9 protein-coding genes and 1 pseudogene are annotated in these 17,270 nt (G+C 63.7%); 7 read left to right on the top strand and 3 right to left on the bottom strand.

Annotated elements, in window-relative coordinates; genetic code table 11:
- The first annotated feature begins 386 nt into the window (after positions 1-386).
- Positions 387-4,655: a glycosyl hydrolase gene (locus VQ071_RS06595; RefSeq protein ID WP_340513102.1), complete on the top strand. Its 4,269-nt coding sequence runs from the start codon at positions 387-389 to the stop codon at positions 4,653-4,655.
- A gap of 415 nt (positions 4,656-5,070) precedes the next feature.
- On the opposite strand, the gene VQ071_RS06600 is transcribed toward VQ071_RS06595, so the two are convergent.
- A complete protein-coding gene (locus VQ071_RS06600; protein WP_340513459.1) occupies positions 5,071-5,436 on the bottom strand; it encodes a DUF3889 domain-containing protein in 366 nt (121 codons plus the stop codon).
- A gap of 254 nt (positions 5,437-5,690) precedes the next feature.
- Between VQ071_RS06600 and VQ071_RS06605 the strand changes: the two genes are divergently transcribed.
- The gene (locus VQ071_RS06605) at positions 5,691-6,296 is read left to right on the top strand and encodes a Uma2 family endonuclease (protein WP_340513103.1); all 606 of its coding nucleotides are present in this window, start codon (positions 5,691-5,693) and stop codon (positions 6,294-6,296) included.
- Between the two features lie 71 nt (positions 6,297-6,367).
- Here the strand turns inward: VQ071_RS06605 and VQ071_RS06610 are convergent, their stop codons facing one another.
- Positions 6,368-8,098, bottom strand: a complete 1,731-nt coding sequence (locus tag VQ071_RS06610; protein WP_340513104.1) for a permease — start codon at positions 8,096-8,098, stop codon at positions 6,368-6,370.
- Positions 8,099-8,222: 124 nt separating this feature from the next.
- Between VQ071_RS06610 and VQ071_RS06615 the strand changes: the two genes are divergently transcribed.
- Complete coding sequence (locus VQ071_RS06615) at positions 8,223-9,125, top strand: AraC family transcriptional regulator (RefSeq protein WP_340513105.1); 903 nt, start codon at positions 8,223-8,225, stop codon at positions 9,123-9,125.
- A gap of 385 nt (positions 9,126-9,510) precedes the next feature.
- Here VQ071_RS06615 and VQ071_RS06620 read toward each other — a convergent pair whose 3' ends face one another.
- Complete coding sequence (locus VQ071_RS06620) at positions 9,511-10,134, bottom strand: GyrI-like domain-containing protein (protein ID WP_340513106.1); 624 nt, start codon at positions 10,132-10,134, stop codon at positions 9,511-9,513.
- A gap of 162 nt (positions 10,135-10,296) precedes the next feature.
- Here VQ071_RS06620 and VQ071_RS06625 point away from each other — a divergent pair.
- The 4 genes and pseudogenes from VQ071_RS06625 to VQ071_RS06640 all read left to right on the top strand — a co-directional run.
- A pseudogene (locus tag VQ071_RS06625) lies at positions 10,297-11,037 on the top strand (DUF3900 domain-containing protein); the annotation flags it as partial.
- A 375-nt stretch (positions 11,038-11,412) separates the two neighbouring features.
- A complete protein-coding gene (locus VQ071_RS06630) occupies positions 11,413-11,730 on the top strand; it encodes a DUF3898 domain-containing protein (protein ID WP_271752724.1) in 318 nt (105 codons plus the stop codon).
- A gap of 1,224 nt (positions 11,731-12,954) precedes the next feature.
- Positions 12,955-15,801, top strand: a complete 2,847-nt coding sequence (locus tag VQ071_RS06635) for an SLC13 family permease (protein ID WP_340513108.1) — start codon at positions 12,955-12,957, stop codon at positions 15,799-15,801.
- A 129-nt stretch (positions 15,802-15,930) separates the two neighbouring features.
- On the top strand, positions 15,931-17,187 hold the full coding sequence (locus VQ071_RS06640; RefSeq protein ID WP_340513109.1) for a multidrug effflux MFS transporter: 1,257 nt from the start codon (positions 15,931-15,933) through the stop codon (positions 17,185-17,187).
- The last annotated feature ends 83 nt before the right edge of the window (positions 17,188-17,270 follow it).

Here is a 17,270-nt window from a genome sequence, read left to right on the forward strand (position 1 = left end):
CGAGATTAACTGTATATTCGCAGCTAACGCTCCGATAAATGCCGCCACCATGGAGATTAACTGTATATTTGCAGCTAACCATGACAACATGGGGGGCGGCGGGCGGCGAGATGTTACTGGCTATGTCGTCACACATTGGTTTTGCCCGGCAACTCGGTCTCTTGCTCGATCATTCGTTATCCTAACTGACGTTGCCCTGGCAACATAATTTAATAACAATGCCAAAATTGTTATAGAAAAGAATAGACAGCACCTGTTTTTTAGTATAGAAAGCGCTTTATAATTAGCTTGATATTATCGTTAGCGATCATTTATTAGTGCCTAAAGATGTAGTTATTGGCTAACGAAAAGATGTATTCAACTGTAAAACAGAGGAGGACCGATTCATGAGAGCTTCGAAAAAGTTACTGGCAGGCGTGTTGTCGACCGCGCTGGCGGCGTCCGGCGCGCTGACCGGCGTCGTCTCCCCGGCTTCGGCCGCAGAGCGGCCGGCGGTCTCCGCCACGGGGGGCGCGGCGAGAGCTGCGGCCGTACCGGTCATGACGGATACGCTGCAGCACTGGGCGCAGGACAGCATCGCGAAGTGGGTAGCCAGCGGCGTGCTTGGCGGGTATCCCGACAATACCTTCCACCCGAACCAGCGCATCACGCGGGCCGAATTCGTCACGATCCTGAACCGCGTATTCGGCTTCTATGCCAAGTCCGGCGAGGCGTTCGCAGATGTCCAGTCCTCAAGCTGGTACGCCGATGCATTGTCGATCGCCCGCGAAGCCGGATATTATGAGGGCTTCCCCGGCAATCGGGCGCATGCAGCCGACCCTATCAGCCGTCAGGATGCGGTGACACTGCTGGCCAGAGTGTTCTCGCTGGCAGCGGACGGCGCCGCTTCGACAGAAGGGGGCTTCAGCGACGGCGCGCAGATCCAGGCGTATGCGAAGGCGGCTGTGGAAGCGCTGTCCGGCGTGCTGAACGGCTATGAGGACGGCACCTTCCGGCCGAACAACCCGATCACGCGGGCCGAAGTCGTGACGCTCATCAACAAGCTCGTCCAAGGCTACTATGCCGCCGCGGGTAATGTGGAAGCCGGCCAGATCGCCGGCAACGTCGTCGTCAATCATGACGGCGTCGTATTGAGCCATGCCGTCGTGAACGGCAACCTGTATCTGACCGCTGGCATCGGAGAGGGCGAGGTCAAGCTCGACGGCGTCACGGTCAAAGGCAAAACCTATATCGCGGGCGGCGGGCCGAACACGGTCATCCTGAACGACTCGACGCTCGGCGAAGTCGTGGTGAACCGCAAGGAAGGCGAGGTGCGCGTCCAAGCGACCGGCACGACCCGGATCGCGCAGATTACGGTCGACAGCGCGTCGAAGCTGGAGCTCGGTCAAGGCGTCACGGTCGAATCCGCCGCGCTCAACAGCCCGGTGAAGCTGGAGGTGGCCGAAGGCGCTTCGATCAACCGGCTGCAGGTCGCCGCGGGCGCATCCGGCACGACGATCTCCGGCAGCGGCAGCGTTGCCTCGGCGGTCATCGAGGCGACAGGCGTGACGGTCGGAGGCAAACCGATCGCAGCGGGGACGGTCAGCATCTCGAACGGCGCGGCGACGCCGTCCACACCGGGCACGTCCACGCCGGCTCCGTCTACGAACCCGCCGGTCAACCCGGCAGTCAGCGTCAACCTCGTCGATGCCGACGCGACGCCGGCCACGCGCTCCCTGTTCACCTATCTGAACGACCTGCGCGGCAACAACATCCTGTTCGGGCAGCAGCATGCGACGACCGAAGGGCTGTCCGCCGACCGCAAGGCCGACGCGCCTGTAGGCACGCAGTCCGACTCGCTCGATGCGGTCGGCGAATACCCTGCGCTGTTCGGCTGGGACACGCTGAGCCTGGAGGGCTGGGAGAAGCCGGGCGTCAGAGGGGATTTCCCCAAGAGCCGCGACAATCTGATCGATGTGATGCGCCAAGCCTACAACGCCGGCGGCGTGCTGACGCTCAGCTCGCATATGCCGAACTTCGTGACCGGCGGCGACTTTTATGACCTGAAGGGCAATGTCGTCTCCCACATCCTGCCGGGCGGGGACAAGCATGCCGAGTACAATGCGTTCCTGGACAACATCGCGGACTTCGCCAACCATCTGAAGGATGACGGCGGCAACCCGATTCCGGTCATCTTCCGTCCGTTCCACGAGCAGAGCGGCAGCTGGTTCTGGTGGGGGGCGGCGTTCACGTCCAAGGACGAATACCGGGAGATCTTCCGTTATACGGTCGAGTATCTGCGGGACCTCAAAGGCGTGCGCAACTTCCTGTACGCCTACTCGCCGGGCGGCGGCTTCGGCACGAGCGCGGAACGTTACCTGGAGACGTACCCGGGCGACGACTATGTCGATATCCTCGGCTTCGACAGCTACTACAACGGCGAGGGCCAGACCTGGTTCGACGGCGTCAAGACCGAGGCGGCGCTCGTATCGCGCATCGCGGACAGCCGGCACAAGGTCGCAGCGCTCACCGAGTTCGGCTACCAGAAGATGAAGGTCAGCGGCAATGCGACGCCGGACTTCTATACGAAGCTCTCGCAGACGCTGCAATCCGATCCCGACGCGAAGCGTATGGCGTATATGCTCACCTGGGCGAACTTCGGACCGGACGCCTACGTGCCGTATCCGACGGGCGCAGGCCAGCCTGAGCATCAGATGATGCCCGACTTCCTCAAGTTTTTCCAGGAGTCCTATACGCTGTTCAACAAGGAAGTGACGGGTGCCTACAACCGCAGCGTGACGACGGAGCGCGAGCAAGCGTTCATGCATATCGCTTCGCCGACGGATCAGGGCACGGTCAAGACGAACACGACGCGGATCCGCGCGCGTATCCTGAACGAGACGCCGGCCCGCGTGGCCTACACGACGGATGCGGACGCTGTCGAGCATGTCATGTCGCTGGATTCGGCCACCGGCTTCTACGTGGCCGATTGGTCGCCGAGCGCGAGCCAGAACGGCAGGGCGGCGACCGTCACGGTCAAGGCTTACGATGCGGACGGCCGTGTGCTGCAGGAGCAGACGAATACGGTGTTCGTTAAAATACCGGAGGTGCTGGTCGGTGCGTACACGTTCGACGACGGCATCGAGGGCGTGCAGAACAACGGCGGCTGGCAGGCGAATATCGACAGTCTGTCGCATGCTGCGGCGGACGGCGACGGCAGGCTCAAGCTGAGCGTCGTCGGCACGACCTACACGGACGACTGGCAGGAGCTCAAGCTGGAGCTGAAAAACGCGAAGGCTGTAGCCGGCGCCGATACGCTCTCCGCTGTGAAACGCATCACTTTCGAGGCATGGGTGCCGGTGGCGGCAGGCGCGAAGAGCGGCAAGGCGACATTGCGCAGCGTCGTCCAGCTGCCGCCGGATTGGGACCGCAAGTACGGCATGGACACGACGCAGGTATCGTTCGCGAATCTGCCTCAGACAGAGATCGACGGCGAGCCGTACGTTCACTACACGGCCGCGATCGATCTGACGGATGCGGACACGCTCGCTGCGGCTGACGATCTGGCGCTCTCGCTCGTCGGCAGCGGTCTGGACAATACGGGAGGCGCATTCCCCGTCTATATCGACAACATCCGCTTCTACAACACGTACCAGGATGCAGCCGCCGATCCGGCGTCGGTCGACGACTTCGAAGGCTACCTGGGCAGCAATGAAGCGCTGGGCGCGAAGTTCGTCCATGCGGGCGGCGACGATACGTCCACGGCGCTCGACGCGGGCAACAAGCAGGGCGGCAGCTACGGCTTGAAGTATACCTATACGCTGGCGAACAGCGGCTATGCAGGCATCACCAAGTCGCTCGGCGGCGTCGACTGGTCCGGCTTCAATGCGCTCCAGTTCTGGTACAAGCCGGACGGCAAGGGACAGAAGCTCGTCATGCAGATCAATGCGGACGGCAAGACATACGAATACTATCCGGATACGACGACGGAGGAGGCCAAGTTCATCACGGCGCCGTTCAACGCGTTCCAGCCGGCCAACGGCGCGACGGGTACGCTGACGAAGCTGAATCTGTCCAAGGTGAATGCCTTCTCCATCTATACGAATGCGAAGCCGGACGGTACGAAGCTGACATCCTCGATGTACTTCGACGATATCCGCGCGGTTAACGACAAGGATGCCGGCACGGTGCCTAACGGCAGCGCCGGCGGCGGCCTGCCGTTAGGCACGCTGTACGGATTCGACGCCGGCACGGAGGGCTGGGCGCTGAACGACAATACGCTGGGCGCATCCAACGTCCGGCAGGTGTCGGACGGAGAGCTGAAGGCGCTCGCGGCCGACTTCCCGAAGAACGGAGACTCGGCGCCGCACTTCGAGCTCGTCGCGATGAAGGATATGGATCTGAGCAAAGGAAGCAAGGTCAAGGTCAAGGTGCGGCTCTCGGCAGGAGAAGCCAAGGCGCAGCTGTTCGTCAAGCACGGCAGCTGGGTCTGGGCATCGACGGGAGAAGTATCGCTCGGCACCGCGTATCAATGGATCACCCTGGATCTGGGCGTCGACGATATCAACGGCGGCAAAATCGACAAGTCCGCGATCAAGGCGCTCGGCCTGCAGATCTACTCGCCGGCCGGGGCGGATACGTTGACGGTGTACGTAGACGAGGTCGTACTGGAATAGGATGAAAAGAGCGCCCTGTCGGCTTTGCGGCCGAAGGGCGCTCTCTCCTGCTCGTGAAGGATTCGGGCTGCTGCGGCCGGCCCAGCCGCGAGGCTGGGCCGTGCCTGATGCTCATTGCCGCTGTCCGCGCGGGAAGACGCACGGTTTGTAGGGCCGGAGCCTGCCCCGGGGGCAGGACGGCTATGCAGGTTCAGTCTGGACTTCGTCTTTCCCGCAGGCGGCAGCTTCGCTTCGATGCGAACGGCTTCACGATCGGCAACTGTCAACACTTGCATGTCTCCCGATCGAGCACCTCGGGCTGTCGATCCAATCCCGTATTCGTTATTAACCGACTGTCGACAGGATCAAACTTCCGGCAGCTGTCCGCCGGCAAAAATGGGAATTCGAGCATGGTCCAAAAGTCCAAAGCTGACCGTCAGGTACGCGATTCCCGGAGCGTGATCGCGATGAGCCGGTCCTCGGCATCGCGGAACCGCACGGTCGCGTAGACGCCGAATTCGCGGCTGCCCTCGCGGAGCCAGAGCTTGAACCGCTCCTCGCTGAGACCGTCTCCGACATGCGTTCTGCCGATATGCGAATAATCGACCAGCGCGGCCTTCGGGTACTTGTGCTTCGTCTCCTCGATGGCGATCACACTCCACTTGTGATACGTCGTTCTGTCCGCTGCGGCCGCATGCCCCGGGCGGGCGATCCCGGTCGCCAGCAGGACGAGAGCGAGCAAGGCAAGCAGTGCGCCGCCCCGCACGCGGCAGCTTCGATCAAATGGCTTGAGGCCAGTCATCACCTATCGAACCTCCTATAATCGCTTATGCCGGATCGAATTCCAGTATGCCCCGACAGAGGAGAAGAATGCCGGGTGCAGCCGCGATTTTCCCGAGCGCGTCGCTCCGCATGTGATTGATAGGATTGACAGTCTCTGGGCTGGCGTCCGTAATAATGGGAAATGATCGTACGGGGAAGCGCCCCGTCAGAGCCGCGCACAGGGTCGTGTCGCTTTGACGGGGCGCTTTTTTACCGTGAGAGGGGATGAGATAGATGGCGGATAAGGACAAGCATGGCCGCAAAAACGAACTGCGCGAGTCGAACGTTACTTACGAGATGTATGCGGAGATGCCTGACGACGGCAACCGCTACGAGATTTTCGACGGCAAGCTGGAGCTGATGTCTCCCGGGCCGAACGCGTACCATCAGGCGATCAGCGGCAAGCTGCATCTGCTCCTGCAGAGCTGCACCTCGGTGTATATCGTGCTGTACTCGCCGCTGGATGTCATTCTTAGCAGAACCAACGTCATGCAGCCGGATCTCGTACTCGTGAGCAAGGACCGCTGGGAGATCGTCACCAAACGCGGTGTCGAGGGAGCGCCGGATCTGGCCGTCGAGATTCTGTCGCCCGGCTCGCGTCAGCGGGACCGGGTGCGCAAGCACGCCGTCTACGAGCGGCACGGCGTACCCGAATACTGGATCGTCGACCCGTCCGCCCGGACGCTGGAGCAGTTCTTGCTCGTCGATGGCCGCTACGTCTTGGGAGCGCTGTTCGAGGAGCCGTCCCGGGTCGTCTCGGACAGATTCCCGTGCGTATCGTTCACGGTGGACGAACTGTTCAAGGGCGACGTGCTCGAACGGCTCGCGTCGCTGAACTGAGGCGGACTGCCGGGAGGCGCGCACCCGGGGGTGCGGGACGCGCACAGTCTGCCCGGGAATCCGAGACGAGCTCACTCCACGCGGAACCCCGCATACGTCGACGGCGCCAGCCGGATCGCGTACAGCGCGGAGCCGTCCCGGGCATCCGTTGACACCTTTTCAGCCCGTGCCGACGGCGTGAGGCCCGCGAGCTTGCGCCCTTCGGGCAGACTTATCTGCCATTGCTGCGGCAGGGGCGCGAAGTTCTCAAGCACGAATGCCCCGTTGTCATAGGCGAACCATCCCGCGTTCGCAGGACCGTGCAGCGCGTACGGCAGCGCGAGCCGCTGCGTGAACAGGCTGCGCAGCTGCGTGACGACAGGCTCCGGGAGCTTCCACAGATCCGGGTAGTGATCGGGTACGATCAGCGTGTGGATTTTGCCTTTGCCATAGTTGTCGTACATCAGGATCGGGATGTTGTTGTGGCCGCTGAGCGCGACGATCTGCTGCCAGGTCCCGTTGGTGCTGTAGTCGAATATCGGGAAGGACAGCGGCTCGGCGGACAGCGAGAAACGGTCGAAGGTGCAGCTATGCGTGTTCCGGGCGAACTGCTGCACGGCCAGCCGCTTGCCCGTCGGCCGCAGCGTCGTGAAGTCCTCGGCCCCCTTGCCGTACATGCGCGCGATGAAGCCGGAGGTCATGACGATCTGCCCGCCCTGCTCCAGGAACGTCTTCATCTTGGCGATGATGTCCTCGTCCCTGGCCGCGTCCGCCGTGATGAGCAGCGGCGTGTCCGCCGGCTCGGGAAAATGCGGCGTCGGCTCGAACGGGATGCCGAGCATGCCCAGATAATCGTACAGATGATCCTCGCCCTTGGCATGATGCGGCTCGTATACGGCTGCGCCGACCGGGGCGCCGAGCTGCGGCGCCAGCCGGTCCAGCTTGTCCAGCTGGAAGCCCAGCGGCGGGATATAGTAGCTGTCCCGCAGCAGCGAGTAGCAGAACAGCGTCAGCTCCTTCGCCTTGCCGAAGACGGTGAGGTAGGCCTGCTCCAGATAATAGTCGACGTATGTGCAGTCGAGGCTGTCGAACCAGCCGCCACCGTTGCGTCCCGGCGCCAGCCGGTCCATCCAGCGCAGCAGCGAATACGAGGCGTAGCGCGGGATATGCTGCTGGCTGATCGCCGGATCGCGCGTCTCCGTGCCGGTGTAGACGCCATCGAACAGCTGCGGCTGCGTCTCCGTGTTATAGCCGGAAGCCTGGTACGATTCGTTCCAGTTCGGATACTTGATGATCATCCGCGAATTCGGATTGACCTCGCGGGCGGTCTTCATGATGAGCTGCTCCGATACCTCCGTCATCAGCTCCAGCCGGAATTCCTCCCACGACCGTCCACCCTTGCGCGCGAGACAGTCGTCGCAGCCGCAGTTCGTGAAGAAGAAGTCGTCGAAAATCACTTCGTCGAACACGGCTGCGGCATTGGCGACCGCTTCCTTGAATTTCATTCTGGAAGCTTCGTCGGTGTAGCAGATGCCGCCGAACAATCGCTCGTAGCCGGGCCGGTAGGACGCGCCGAGCGTAGGCGTGATGCCGCCCGCCGTCTCGATGCCGCGCGCTTCGAAAAACGACTTCAGCTCCAGCAGCCGCTCGCGGCTCAGACTGACGTCGCCCCGGTGATTCTCGATATAAACCTTGGACAATCGCAGATGGCGCTGGAAAAAGTCCATATCTGCCGCAATCTCGTCCAGCGGCTTGTCCAGACATCCGGCCGTGCAGTAAATGGCCAGCTTGAACGATTCGTAGGATGGGGATCGGTTCGTCATCTTAAACGGCGCCTCCTTGGCGGGCGGATAGGTTTATAGATGATTATAGAGGCCGGCAGCGGGGAGAAGTTGTGCGCACTCAACTAAAACTATTAGAATTGAAACTTAAAAGGAGGTGGGCGGTATGCCGGTGCTGCAGTTCGACTGTCCGCCGATGCCGGGCTACATCCGCAGCGGCTACAGTCTGGCAGGGCCGGGCCGCAGGCATCCGGAGCGGAGCGCGATCGGCGAGTTCGATCTGCTGGTCGTGAAGCAGGGCTGCCTGTACATCGGCGAGGAGGACCGAACCTACAAGGTGTCGGAAGGCCATGCGCTCATCCTGCGGCCGGACCTCCATCACTATCCGACGGAGGGCACGCGGGAGCTGACGGCATCGTACTGGCTGCACTTCGACACGGCGGGCGCGTGGCGGGCGGTCGATGAGGCAGGAGAGGCGGGCGTTGTGGGGAGCGAAGGGGCGGAAAGTACGGAGGCGCAAGCTGGACGCGCATCCGGTCCCCGCATACAGCCTTTTGCGATCCGGCTGCCGCAGTTCACGCGTCTTGCGGAGCCGGGCAGGATGTACGAGCTGCTGGGACGGCTCACGCAGCTGGAGTCGTCCTCGCATCTGGACGATGTGCGCTGGCGGCAGCAGCGGCTCTTCCAGGAGACGCTCGCGCTGCTCGCGGACTCGCTGGCCGCCTACGGGCCGAAGCCGGGCGACGAGGTGGCGGATCGCGCGGCCTCGTATCTCCGCCTGCACTATGCCGAGCAGATGACCGCGCAGCGGCTCGGCGCTGAGCTGCGGTTCCATCCCGTCTACATCGCCCGGTGCATGCGCCGGCGATTCGGCTGCGCGCCGATGGAGTACCTGCTGCGCTACCGGCTGGAGCAGGCCAAGCGGCTGCTCCTGCAGACGGACCTGCCGATCCTGCAGATCGCCAGGGAGACGGGTTTCCAGCAGGCGGCGTACTTCACCTCCTGCTTCCGCGCGCGGGAGGGCGTGACGCCGCGGGCGTACCGCCAGGTGTTCCACGGGCACCGGTAGAGGAAGGGCGCAAGCTCCGTACGGGCGGGGCACGGGAGCGCTGCGCCCTGCTGGCGGGAGCGCGTGCTGGCGGCGAGAGGAGACGAGCCCCGGCGCTGGCGGGATCGCGTGCTGGCGGCGAGTGGAGACGAGCCCCGGCCCTGGCGGAACCGCGCGTTGATGGTGAGCGTAGACGAGGCTCGGCCCCGGCGGAACCACGCGTTGATGGTGAGCTTAGACGAGCCCCGGCTTGGCGGGATCGCGTGATGGCGGCGAGAGGAGACGAGCCCCGGCCCTGGCGGAACCGCGCGTTGATGGTGAGCGTAGACGAGGCTCGGCCCCGGCGGAACCACGCGTTGACGGCGAGTGGAGACGAGCCCGGGCGGGCTTAGCTCTGGCAGCGCCGCTACGCCTTGGCGACGGCGAACCGCAGGACGGTTCTGAGCTTGTCGGGCGCGGTTTTGCGCGGATCGGACAGGTAGATCTCGCGGTGCTCCTTCGACATGCGCGCGTAGCCCGCTTCCGCGCAGAAGGCCTCCATTTGCCCGAAGCTCGCGGGTTCGTCGTCGTAGCTGCCCAGGTGCATCATCTGGCAGCTCAGGCCGTCTGCGATGTCGACCAGCGACAGCCGCGCGAGCTGCGGATTCGGCTTTTTGGCGGCGGTCTTGTCCACGAACGCGCGGAACAGCGCCGTCGTCAGGAAGCTGGGTTGGCGAATCATCAGCGTATACTTCAGATTGGTCTTGTCCGTGGCCGGCCGTGTGAGGTCGACCAGACTCCACACGCCCTCCAGCGGATACACCGTATATTCATAGTAGCCTTCCGGAACGTCGCTTCCTTTGTACGACATCTTGACCGCATAGCTCACGCTGTACAGCGCCTCCGTCTCCTGCGCGAACGCGGGGCCGTTCGGATCGCCCTCCCCGTCGATGGCGATGAAGGTCATGGCGGGCACGTCGACGATGGCGGGCTCGCTTTTGGGAACGTAGAGCTGCTTCTCCTGCCTCTTATAATCGATTTTTGCTGGCATGATCGGACCTCCTCGGCTTTCCTTTGCGACCATATTAATCTATAGACATTGACAACTGTATGTCAGCGGGGCTGGACAAGCTCGAGTCCGGGTCGGTACACTTGACTAATAGCGTTCATGCGCCGGACAGGCCAGACTAGCGCGCGACAAGGAGCATATTCAATGAGATTCGCCATACAATATTTGTCCTTCTTCGTCATCCAGTCGGAGAGCGGCAAGGAGACGGACACGAACAAGCGGTACAAGCACTATAAGACGCTCGATCATTACGACTACGAGGATAGCGAGGTCAAGTCGTTTCTCGACGAGGAGTTCACGCGGATCGCCAAGCGCAAAGCGGACGTGAACCCGGACACCGCGGCGGCGCCGACCAAGATCGGCCGCTTCGTCATGGAGCCGGGGCAGGAGCCGGAGAGCAATCCGAACTACAATCTGTTCCAGCGGCTGCGCGTGGCGACGACGAGGGAGCAGTTCCACTATGCGTGCGACGACGTGCTGCGCAGCTATATGGATACAAGCGCGGTGCGGGGAGGCGCATTTATCGTGGCGGCGGCCAAGATCAACGAGCTGTTCGACGAGCCGTTCGTGTTCGTGCTGAAGTGCGACTTCGAGTCCAAGATCGCCCGCATCTCGGACGAGCGCAGCCTCATCTCCAAGGTCGACATGGCGATCAGCGCGCGCAACATCAAGTCGATCCAGTATCCGCACATGCCGGAGGAAGGGATGCTCGAGCCGTACGAGCTGAAGATTCACCAGGCGTCGCATGCGCGCTACTTCGAGGACTTCCTGAAGTATGTGTCGTACGAGAAGTCGAAGCCGGAGATCGTCAACGATCAGGTCCTGGGCCTGGTGCAGGAATATATGGAGCGCAAGTGGTCGGACGGCGGCGCGGAGAGCGAGCAGGGCTATGCGGCGGCGGACGGTGCGGGAGCGATGGGCGGCCCGGGCGCCATGCCGGGCGGCGGTATGGCCGCGGGAGACGGGGCCGGCGCAGGTGCGGCCGGCGGCTACGGCGGCGAGTATGAGGCGATCCGCGAGCGCGATCCGGCGGCGGGCGCGGGGTATGGCGCGCCGGGTTACGGTGCGGCGGGGTATGACGAGGCCGGCCAGGGCGGCGGCTATGGCGAAGGCGGAGCATACGGCGGCGGTCAGGGCGAAGGCGCGTATGGAGGCGGCTATGGCGGAGGCGGATTCGGCGGCGGCCAAGGCGGTGGCGGTGGCGTATCGCGGGCGGCGCGCGGCAGCGGCGGCTGGGCGCAGGAGGCGCGAGAGTTCGAGATGTGGGCGGCCGGCGACAAGCGCCAGCTGCAGGAGAAGTGGACGCACGAGGACGTCATGGGTGCGACGGCCCATATCGTCGAATATCAGCCGGACCTAGAGCTGAAGTTCAAGGCCGACGATATCTCGGTGCGGGCCAAGATGAGCGACTACGGAGACGCGATCCATATCGCCCGTATGAACGGCAAGTACGTGCTGCTGATCGAGGCGGACGGCTTGCAGTTCGAGAAGGGCATGTCCCCGATCGAGCTGCTCCACCCCGAGGACATCGAGCAGGTGCTCGCCCGCATGCGCGGCCGCCCGCGCGCCGGACACTGAGGCCGGTAGACGGAGAGATCGGGAGCCTGGAAGCCCGAGAGCCAGAGAGGACGCCGTCCGCAGCTAACTTTCGTTAGCAGACGCAGCTTCGGCGAGCGTTCATAATGTGTCATAGCGGCCAGCACAAGCGGAAACACGGGGCGATAGCGGAAAAAAGTGCCGTTATGCGGAGTTTCTAGGTGCTCTGGTGTGGCGATAGCGGAAAAAAAAGCTCCGTTATGCGGGGTAACTAGGTGGTCTGGTGTGGCGATAGCGGAAGAAAGTTCCGTTATGCGGAGTGGCTGGGCGTTCTAGCGGGGCAATAGCGGAAAAAAGTTCCGTTATGCGGAGTAACTAGGTGTGCTAGCGTGGGGATAGCGGAAAAAAGTTCCGTTATGCGGAGTAACTAGGCGCTCTAGCGTGAGGATAGCGGAAGAAAGTTCCGTTATGCGGGGTAACTGGGCGCTCTAGCGGGGCAATAGCGGAAGAAAGTTCCGTTATGCGGAGTGGCTGGGCGCTCTAGCGGGGCGATAGTGGAAGAAAGTTCCGTTATGCGGAGTAGCTGGGCGCTTTAGCGAGGCAATAGCGGAAGAAAGAACCGTTATGCGGAGTAGCTGGGCGCTCTAGCGGGCGATAGCGGAAAAAAGTTCCGTTATGCGGAGTGACTGGGCGTTCTAGCGTGGGGATAGCGGAAGAAAGTTCCGTTATGCGGAGTTTCTAGGTGCGCTGGTGTGGGGATAGCGGAAAAAGGTTCCGTTATGCGGAGTGGCTGGGCGCTCTAGCGGGGCGATAGCGGAAAAAAGTTCCGTTATGCGGAGTGGCTGGGCGCTCTGGCGGGGCAATAGCGGAAAAAAGTTCCGTTATGCGGAGTGGCTGGGCGATCTAGCGGGGCAATAGCGGAAGAAAGTTCCGTTATGCGGAGTAACTGGGTGCTCTGGTGTGGGGATAGCGGAAAAAGGTTCCGTTATGCGGAGTGGCTGGGCGATCTAGCGGGGCAATAACGGAAGAAAGTTCCGTTATGCGAAGTGGCTGGGCGATCTAGCGGGGCGATAGCGGAAAAAGGTTCCGTTATGCGGGGTAGCTGGGAGCTCTAGCGGGCGATAGCGGAAGAAGGTTCCGTTATGCGGAGTAACAAGGTGCGCTGGTGTGGCGATAGCGGAAGAAAGTTCCGTTATGCGGGGTGGCTGGGCGCTCTGGCGCAGATATTACTTTCTCGCTCAACATATGCAGATTGAGGTATAGACGTTGAATATTGCGGATATCGCGTTGTTTAAAGGCTTGTCCAACGTGGACCTGGCCAAGGTGCTCGGTCGTCTGGAGCGGCGGACGCTGCCCGCGGACGAGGTGCTGTTCCGGGCGGGTGATACGGGCGACAGCATGTATATCGTGCTGCGCGGCCAGATCGCGCTCTATGTAGAGACGGAGGACGGCGCCAGGCGGGCGCTGACCGTCCTGCGCGAAGGGGATATGCTCGGCGAGATGGCGCTGCTGACCGGCGAGCCTCGCAGCGCGACGGCAGTGGCCGCCTCCGAGACGGAACTATATGAGCTTGGCGAAGAGACGTTCCGCCAGTTGATCGGGGAGCATGCCGCGCTGTCCGCGTATTTCATCCGGTTGCTGTCCGGCAGGCTGACGCAGACGAACGCGAGACTGACGGAGACGCGTGAGGCGGAGACGGCGCGGATCAGGCGTCAGGCCGCAGGCTGGCCGCCCGCCGTGCAGGAAACGTTGCTGGCCGCAGCGGCGCTGCCGTTCGCGGACAAGGCGCTGCTCGAGCGCCTGTCCGGACTCACGTCCGTGGATGCGGCGCTTGCCGCGCATGCCGACGCCCGCGGCCTGATCGGGACCGACCCGGCTGCCGCGGGCCGGATCTTTGTGCTGCCGGGCGCGCGGCCCGTGCTGGCGGAGCTGTTCGTCGAGCGTCACGGGCATGCGGCCCGCATCCGCTGGACGATCGAAGCTGCGGCCTATTACGAGGCCGAAGGAGAACGGGGAGCGGCTGCGGCCGTGCTGGCCGAGGGAGGCGCCTGGCCCGAGCTGCTGGCGCTGCTCGAGGACGATATGTCCGTGTCGGGCACAGGGGTCGCCCGCACGGAGACGCGCCCGAAACGGACGGCGCAGCCTGCGCAAGATCAGAGCGCGGACGGGCGTGGAGTGGCGGGCCCTGCGGTCGAGGGCCATGAGATGGTTGTCCGTGCAGCGCCAAGCCCTGCGGCGGCGAGTCGTGAGAGGGCCGTCCGTGAGGCTGCGGTCGCCCGCGAGACCGCCGAGGCGGGTTCGGGGGCCAAGCGCGGGCTGCACCGAGACGATACGCATATGCCGCTCGCGGATCTATTGGGGCGCTGCCCGGATGAGCTGTTGTTCGGCAGACCCGGCTTGTTCGCCGCCTATCTGGACGATTGCCTCGCGCGCGGCCGCCAGGAAGGATATATACGCTTCGAGACGGCGCTTGAGATTGCTTCCGAGCGGTTCAATGCCGCGGAGACTGCCGCCTTGTACGAGTGGGGCGCGGAGTGGTGCAGGCGCGCCGACCGGCCTCACAAGGCGATGGAGTATGTCCGCCTGGCCGAAGCGCTGCTGCCCGGCGCGGAGCCGGAGGACGCGGAGCGCGGCCTGCGGATGGCGAAGCAGAAGCTGCGCGAGGAGCAGAACAAGCGGCTCGTCGAGCAGGCCGGCTCGCTGCTGGGCGGCGGCCGTCTGCCGCTGCTCGTCAGTCTATTGCTGGCGCTCGCTGGGTTGTCGTACTTCCACTTCGCCGCTCCGTTTGCCGGACTGACTCGACAGGGGATGGACTTCATCGGTATCGGCATCGCGGCGGTCGTCATGTGGATCGTGCGCGCCGTGCCGGACTATCTCGTCGCGTTGTTCATGGCGATGCTATGGGTGGCCGGAGGCGTCGCCGAGCCTTCGGTCGCGCTGTCGGGCTTCGCTGCGCCGAGCTGGCTGTATATGCTGTTCATTCTGGCGCTGGGCGCGGCCATCACGAAGTCCGGCCTGCTCTACCGCTTCTCCCTGCTGGCGCTGAAGCTGTTCCCCGCCAGCTACCGCGGGCAGTTCTGGGGCATTATCGCGAGCGGGGCGCTGCTCAATCCGCTGATCCCCTCGTCCTCGGCCAAGGTCGGCCTGGGCGTGCCGATCGCCCGCACGCTGTCGGAGGCGATGGGCTTCGCCGACCGCTCGCGCGGCATGGCCGGCCTGTCGCTCACGGCGATGGTGTTCTACGGGTTCACGGCGCCGTTCGTGCTGACCGGCTCCTATACGAACGTCATGGCACTCGGCATGGCCGGCGGGACGGAGGACGTGAGCTGGTTCCAGTGGTTTATTTACGCGCTGCCTGCGTTTCTCGTCTTCGGCGGGGCGATGGCGGGTTATATGGCCTGGACGATGCGCGGCCGGGAGCCAGGCCGGCCGATTCGCCGGGAGGTGCTGGACGACCAGCTCAAGCTGATCGGAAAATGGACGCGCGGCGAGCGGGTGACGGCCGCTGCGGCTCTCGGCTCAATCGCGCTGCTCATCTTGCAGCCGCTGCACGGCCTGGACTACGCATGGGTCATGCTGCTGGGCTTCGCGGTGCTGGTCGTGACCGGCGTGCTCGACGGGCAGACGCTGAAGCTCGGCATCGACTGGCCGTTCCTGCTGTTCATCGGCGTTGCCTTCAGCTTCGCGGAGGTCGCCGAGCGGGTCGGCGTCGTGGACGCGCTGTCGGACGTGCTCGGCGCGCGCATGGCGATCTTCTCGGGCTCTCCGACGCTGTTCCTCGTCGCCGTCGTGCTGCTGTCCTTCCTCGTGACGCTGGTCGTCCGGGACGACGCGGCCGTCATACTGCTCGTCGTATCGACCGCAGGACTGGCGTCGCAGGTCGGCATCCATCCATGGGTGCTCGTTTTCGTCATCTTGCTGTCGACGGATCCGTTCTTTTTCGCCTACCAGTCCCCGACCTATCTGACAGGCTACTACAGCGCCGAGGGACGCTCGTTCACCCATCGCCAGGGCCAAGTGACGGCGCTAGGCTACGGTCTCGCGGTACTGCTGCTGACGATTGCCTGCGTGCCTTACTGGCAGTGGCTCGGGCTGATCGGCCATGGGGGCTGACGAGCGGAAACTGATTCAGACTGTGCGGTAAAAGTGTGTGCGCAGGTCGATACTTCGGGAACGGGTGGCCGCGCGACGTGCGAAGTGTGAACGTAATTGCAGGCGAACAACAAGGAGAATGACAACACAATGCAATCGGAAAAGCAAATGATCGACTCCGGAGCCGTGGGGACGGGGCGCTTGTGGCTCGTGCTCGTGCTGGGGTCGCTGAGTGCGATCGGCCCGCTCTGCATGGATATGTATCTGCCGGCGCTGCCGAAGCTGGCGCAGGATATGGATACGACCGCATCCATGGCGCAGCTGAGCCTGACGGCCTGCCTGTTCGGGCTGGCGCTCGGCCAATTGCTCGTCGGCCCGCTCAGCGACAGCGTCGGCCGTCGCCGGCCGCTTGCCATAGGCATGCTCGTCTACGTACTGGCGACGCTGCTCTGCGCGGTCAGTCCGTCGATCGGCGTGTTCGTCGCGCTGCGCTTCGTACAGGGAGCGGCGGGGGCGGCGGGCATCGTGTTGTCCCGGGCGATCGCCCGGGACTTGTACGACGGCCCGGCGCTCACCCGATTTTTCGCGCTGCTCATGCTGGTGAACGGCGTCGCGCCGATCGCCGCGCCCGCCTTCGGCGGCCAGCTGCTGCAGCTGACGAGCTGGCGCGGCGTATTCTGGGCGCTCGCCGCGATCGGCCTGCTCATGCTGGCCGCCGTCTGGCTCGGCATGCCCGAGTCGCTGCCGAAGGCGCGCCGGACAGCCGGCGGCTTGGCCCATTCGCTGCGCGCCGTAGGCCGACTGCTGCGCGACCGCAGGTTCATGGGCTATGCGCTCACGCAAGGGTTCGTTATGACGGCGATGTTCGCATACATCGCCGGATCGCCGTTCGTGCTGCAGGAAATGTACGGCGTCAGCGTACCGATGTACACGGTTGTCTTCGGCGTGAACGGCATCGGCATCATCATCGCCGGCCAGATCGCAGGCAGGCTGGCCGGCAAGGTCGACGAGGGCCGGCTCTTGAATGCCGGGCTCGCGATGGCGGGGGCCGGCGGCCTGCTGCTGCTCGTATTCGTGCTGACCGGCGTCGGCATCGTCGGCATCATCCCTTCATTTTTTCTGCTCGTATCCAGCGTCGGGCTCGTGTCGGCGTCCTCCTTCTCCCTGGCGATGCGGGATGAGGCCTCCGCGGCCGGCAGCGCGTCGGCGCTCCTCGGCGTGCTCGCATTCATCGGCGGCGGCTTCGCGGCGCCGCTGGTCGGCATCGCGGGCGAGGACACCGCGCTGCCGATGGCAATCGTCATCGCTGCTGCGGAGCTCGGCGCGATCGCTTGCTGCCTGCTGATGGCAAGAAGAGGCGGCCATGTCAAGCCGCGGGCCGACGTTCCTGAACTTGGCCGTAGGTAGGCGGCATCGACGGACGTTATAATAGATTCGTCACGATGCCGGCGGAGACGCCGGCATCTCATTCGTTATGCATCGGGAGGTCG

Source organism: Cohnella sp. 56 (assembly GCF_037963805.1).
GTDB lineage: Bacteria > Bacillota > Bacilli > Paenibacillales > Paenibacillaceae > Cohnella.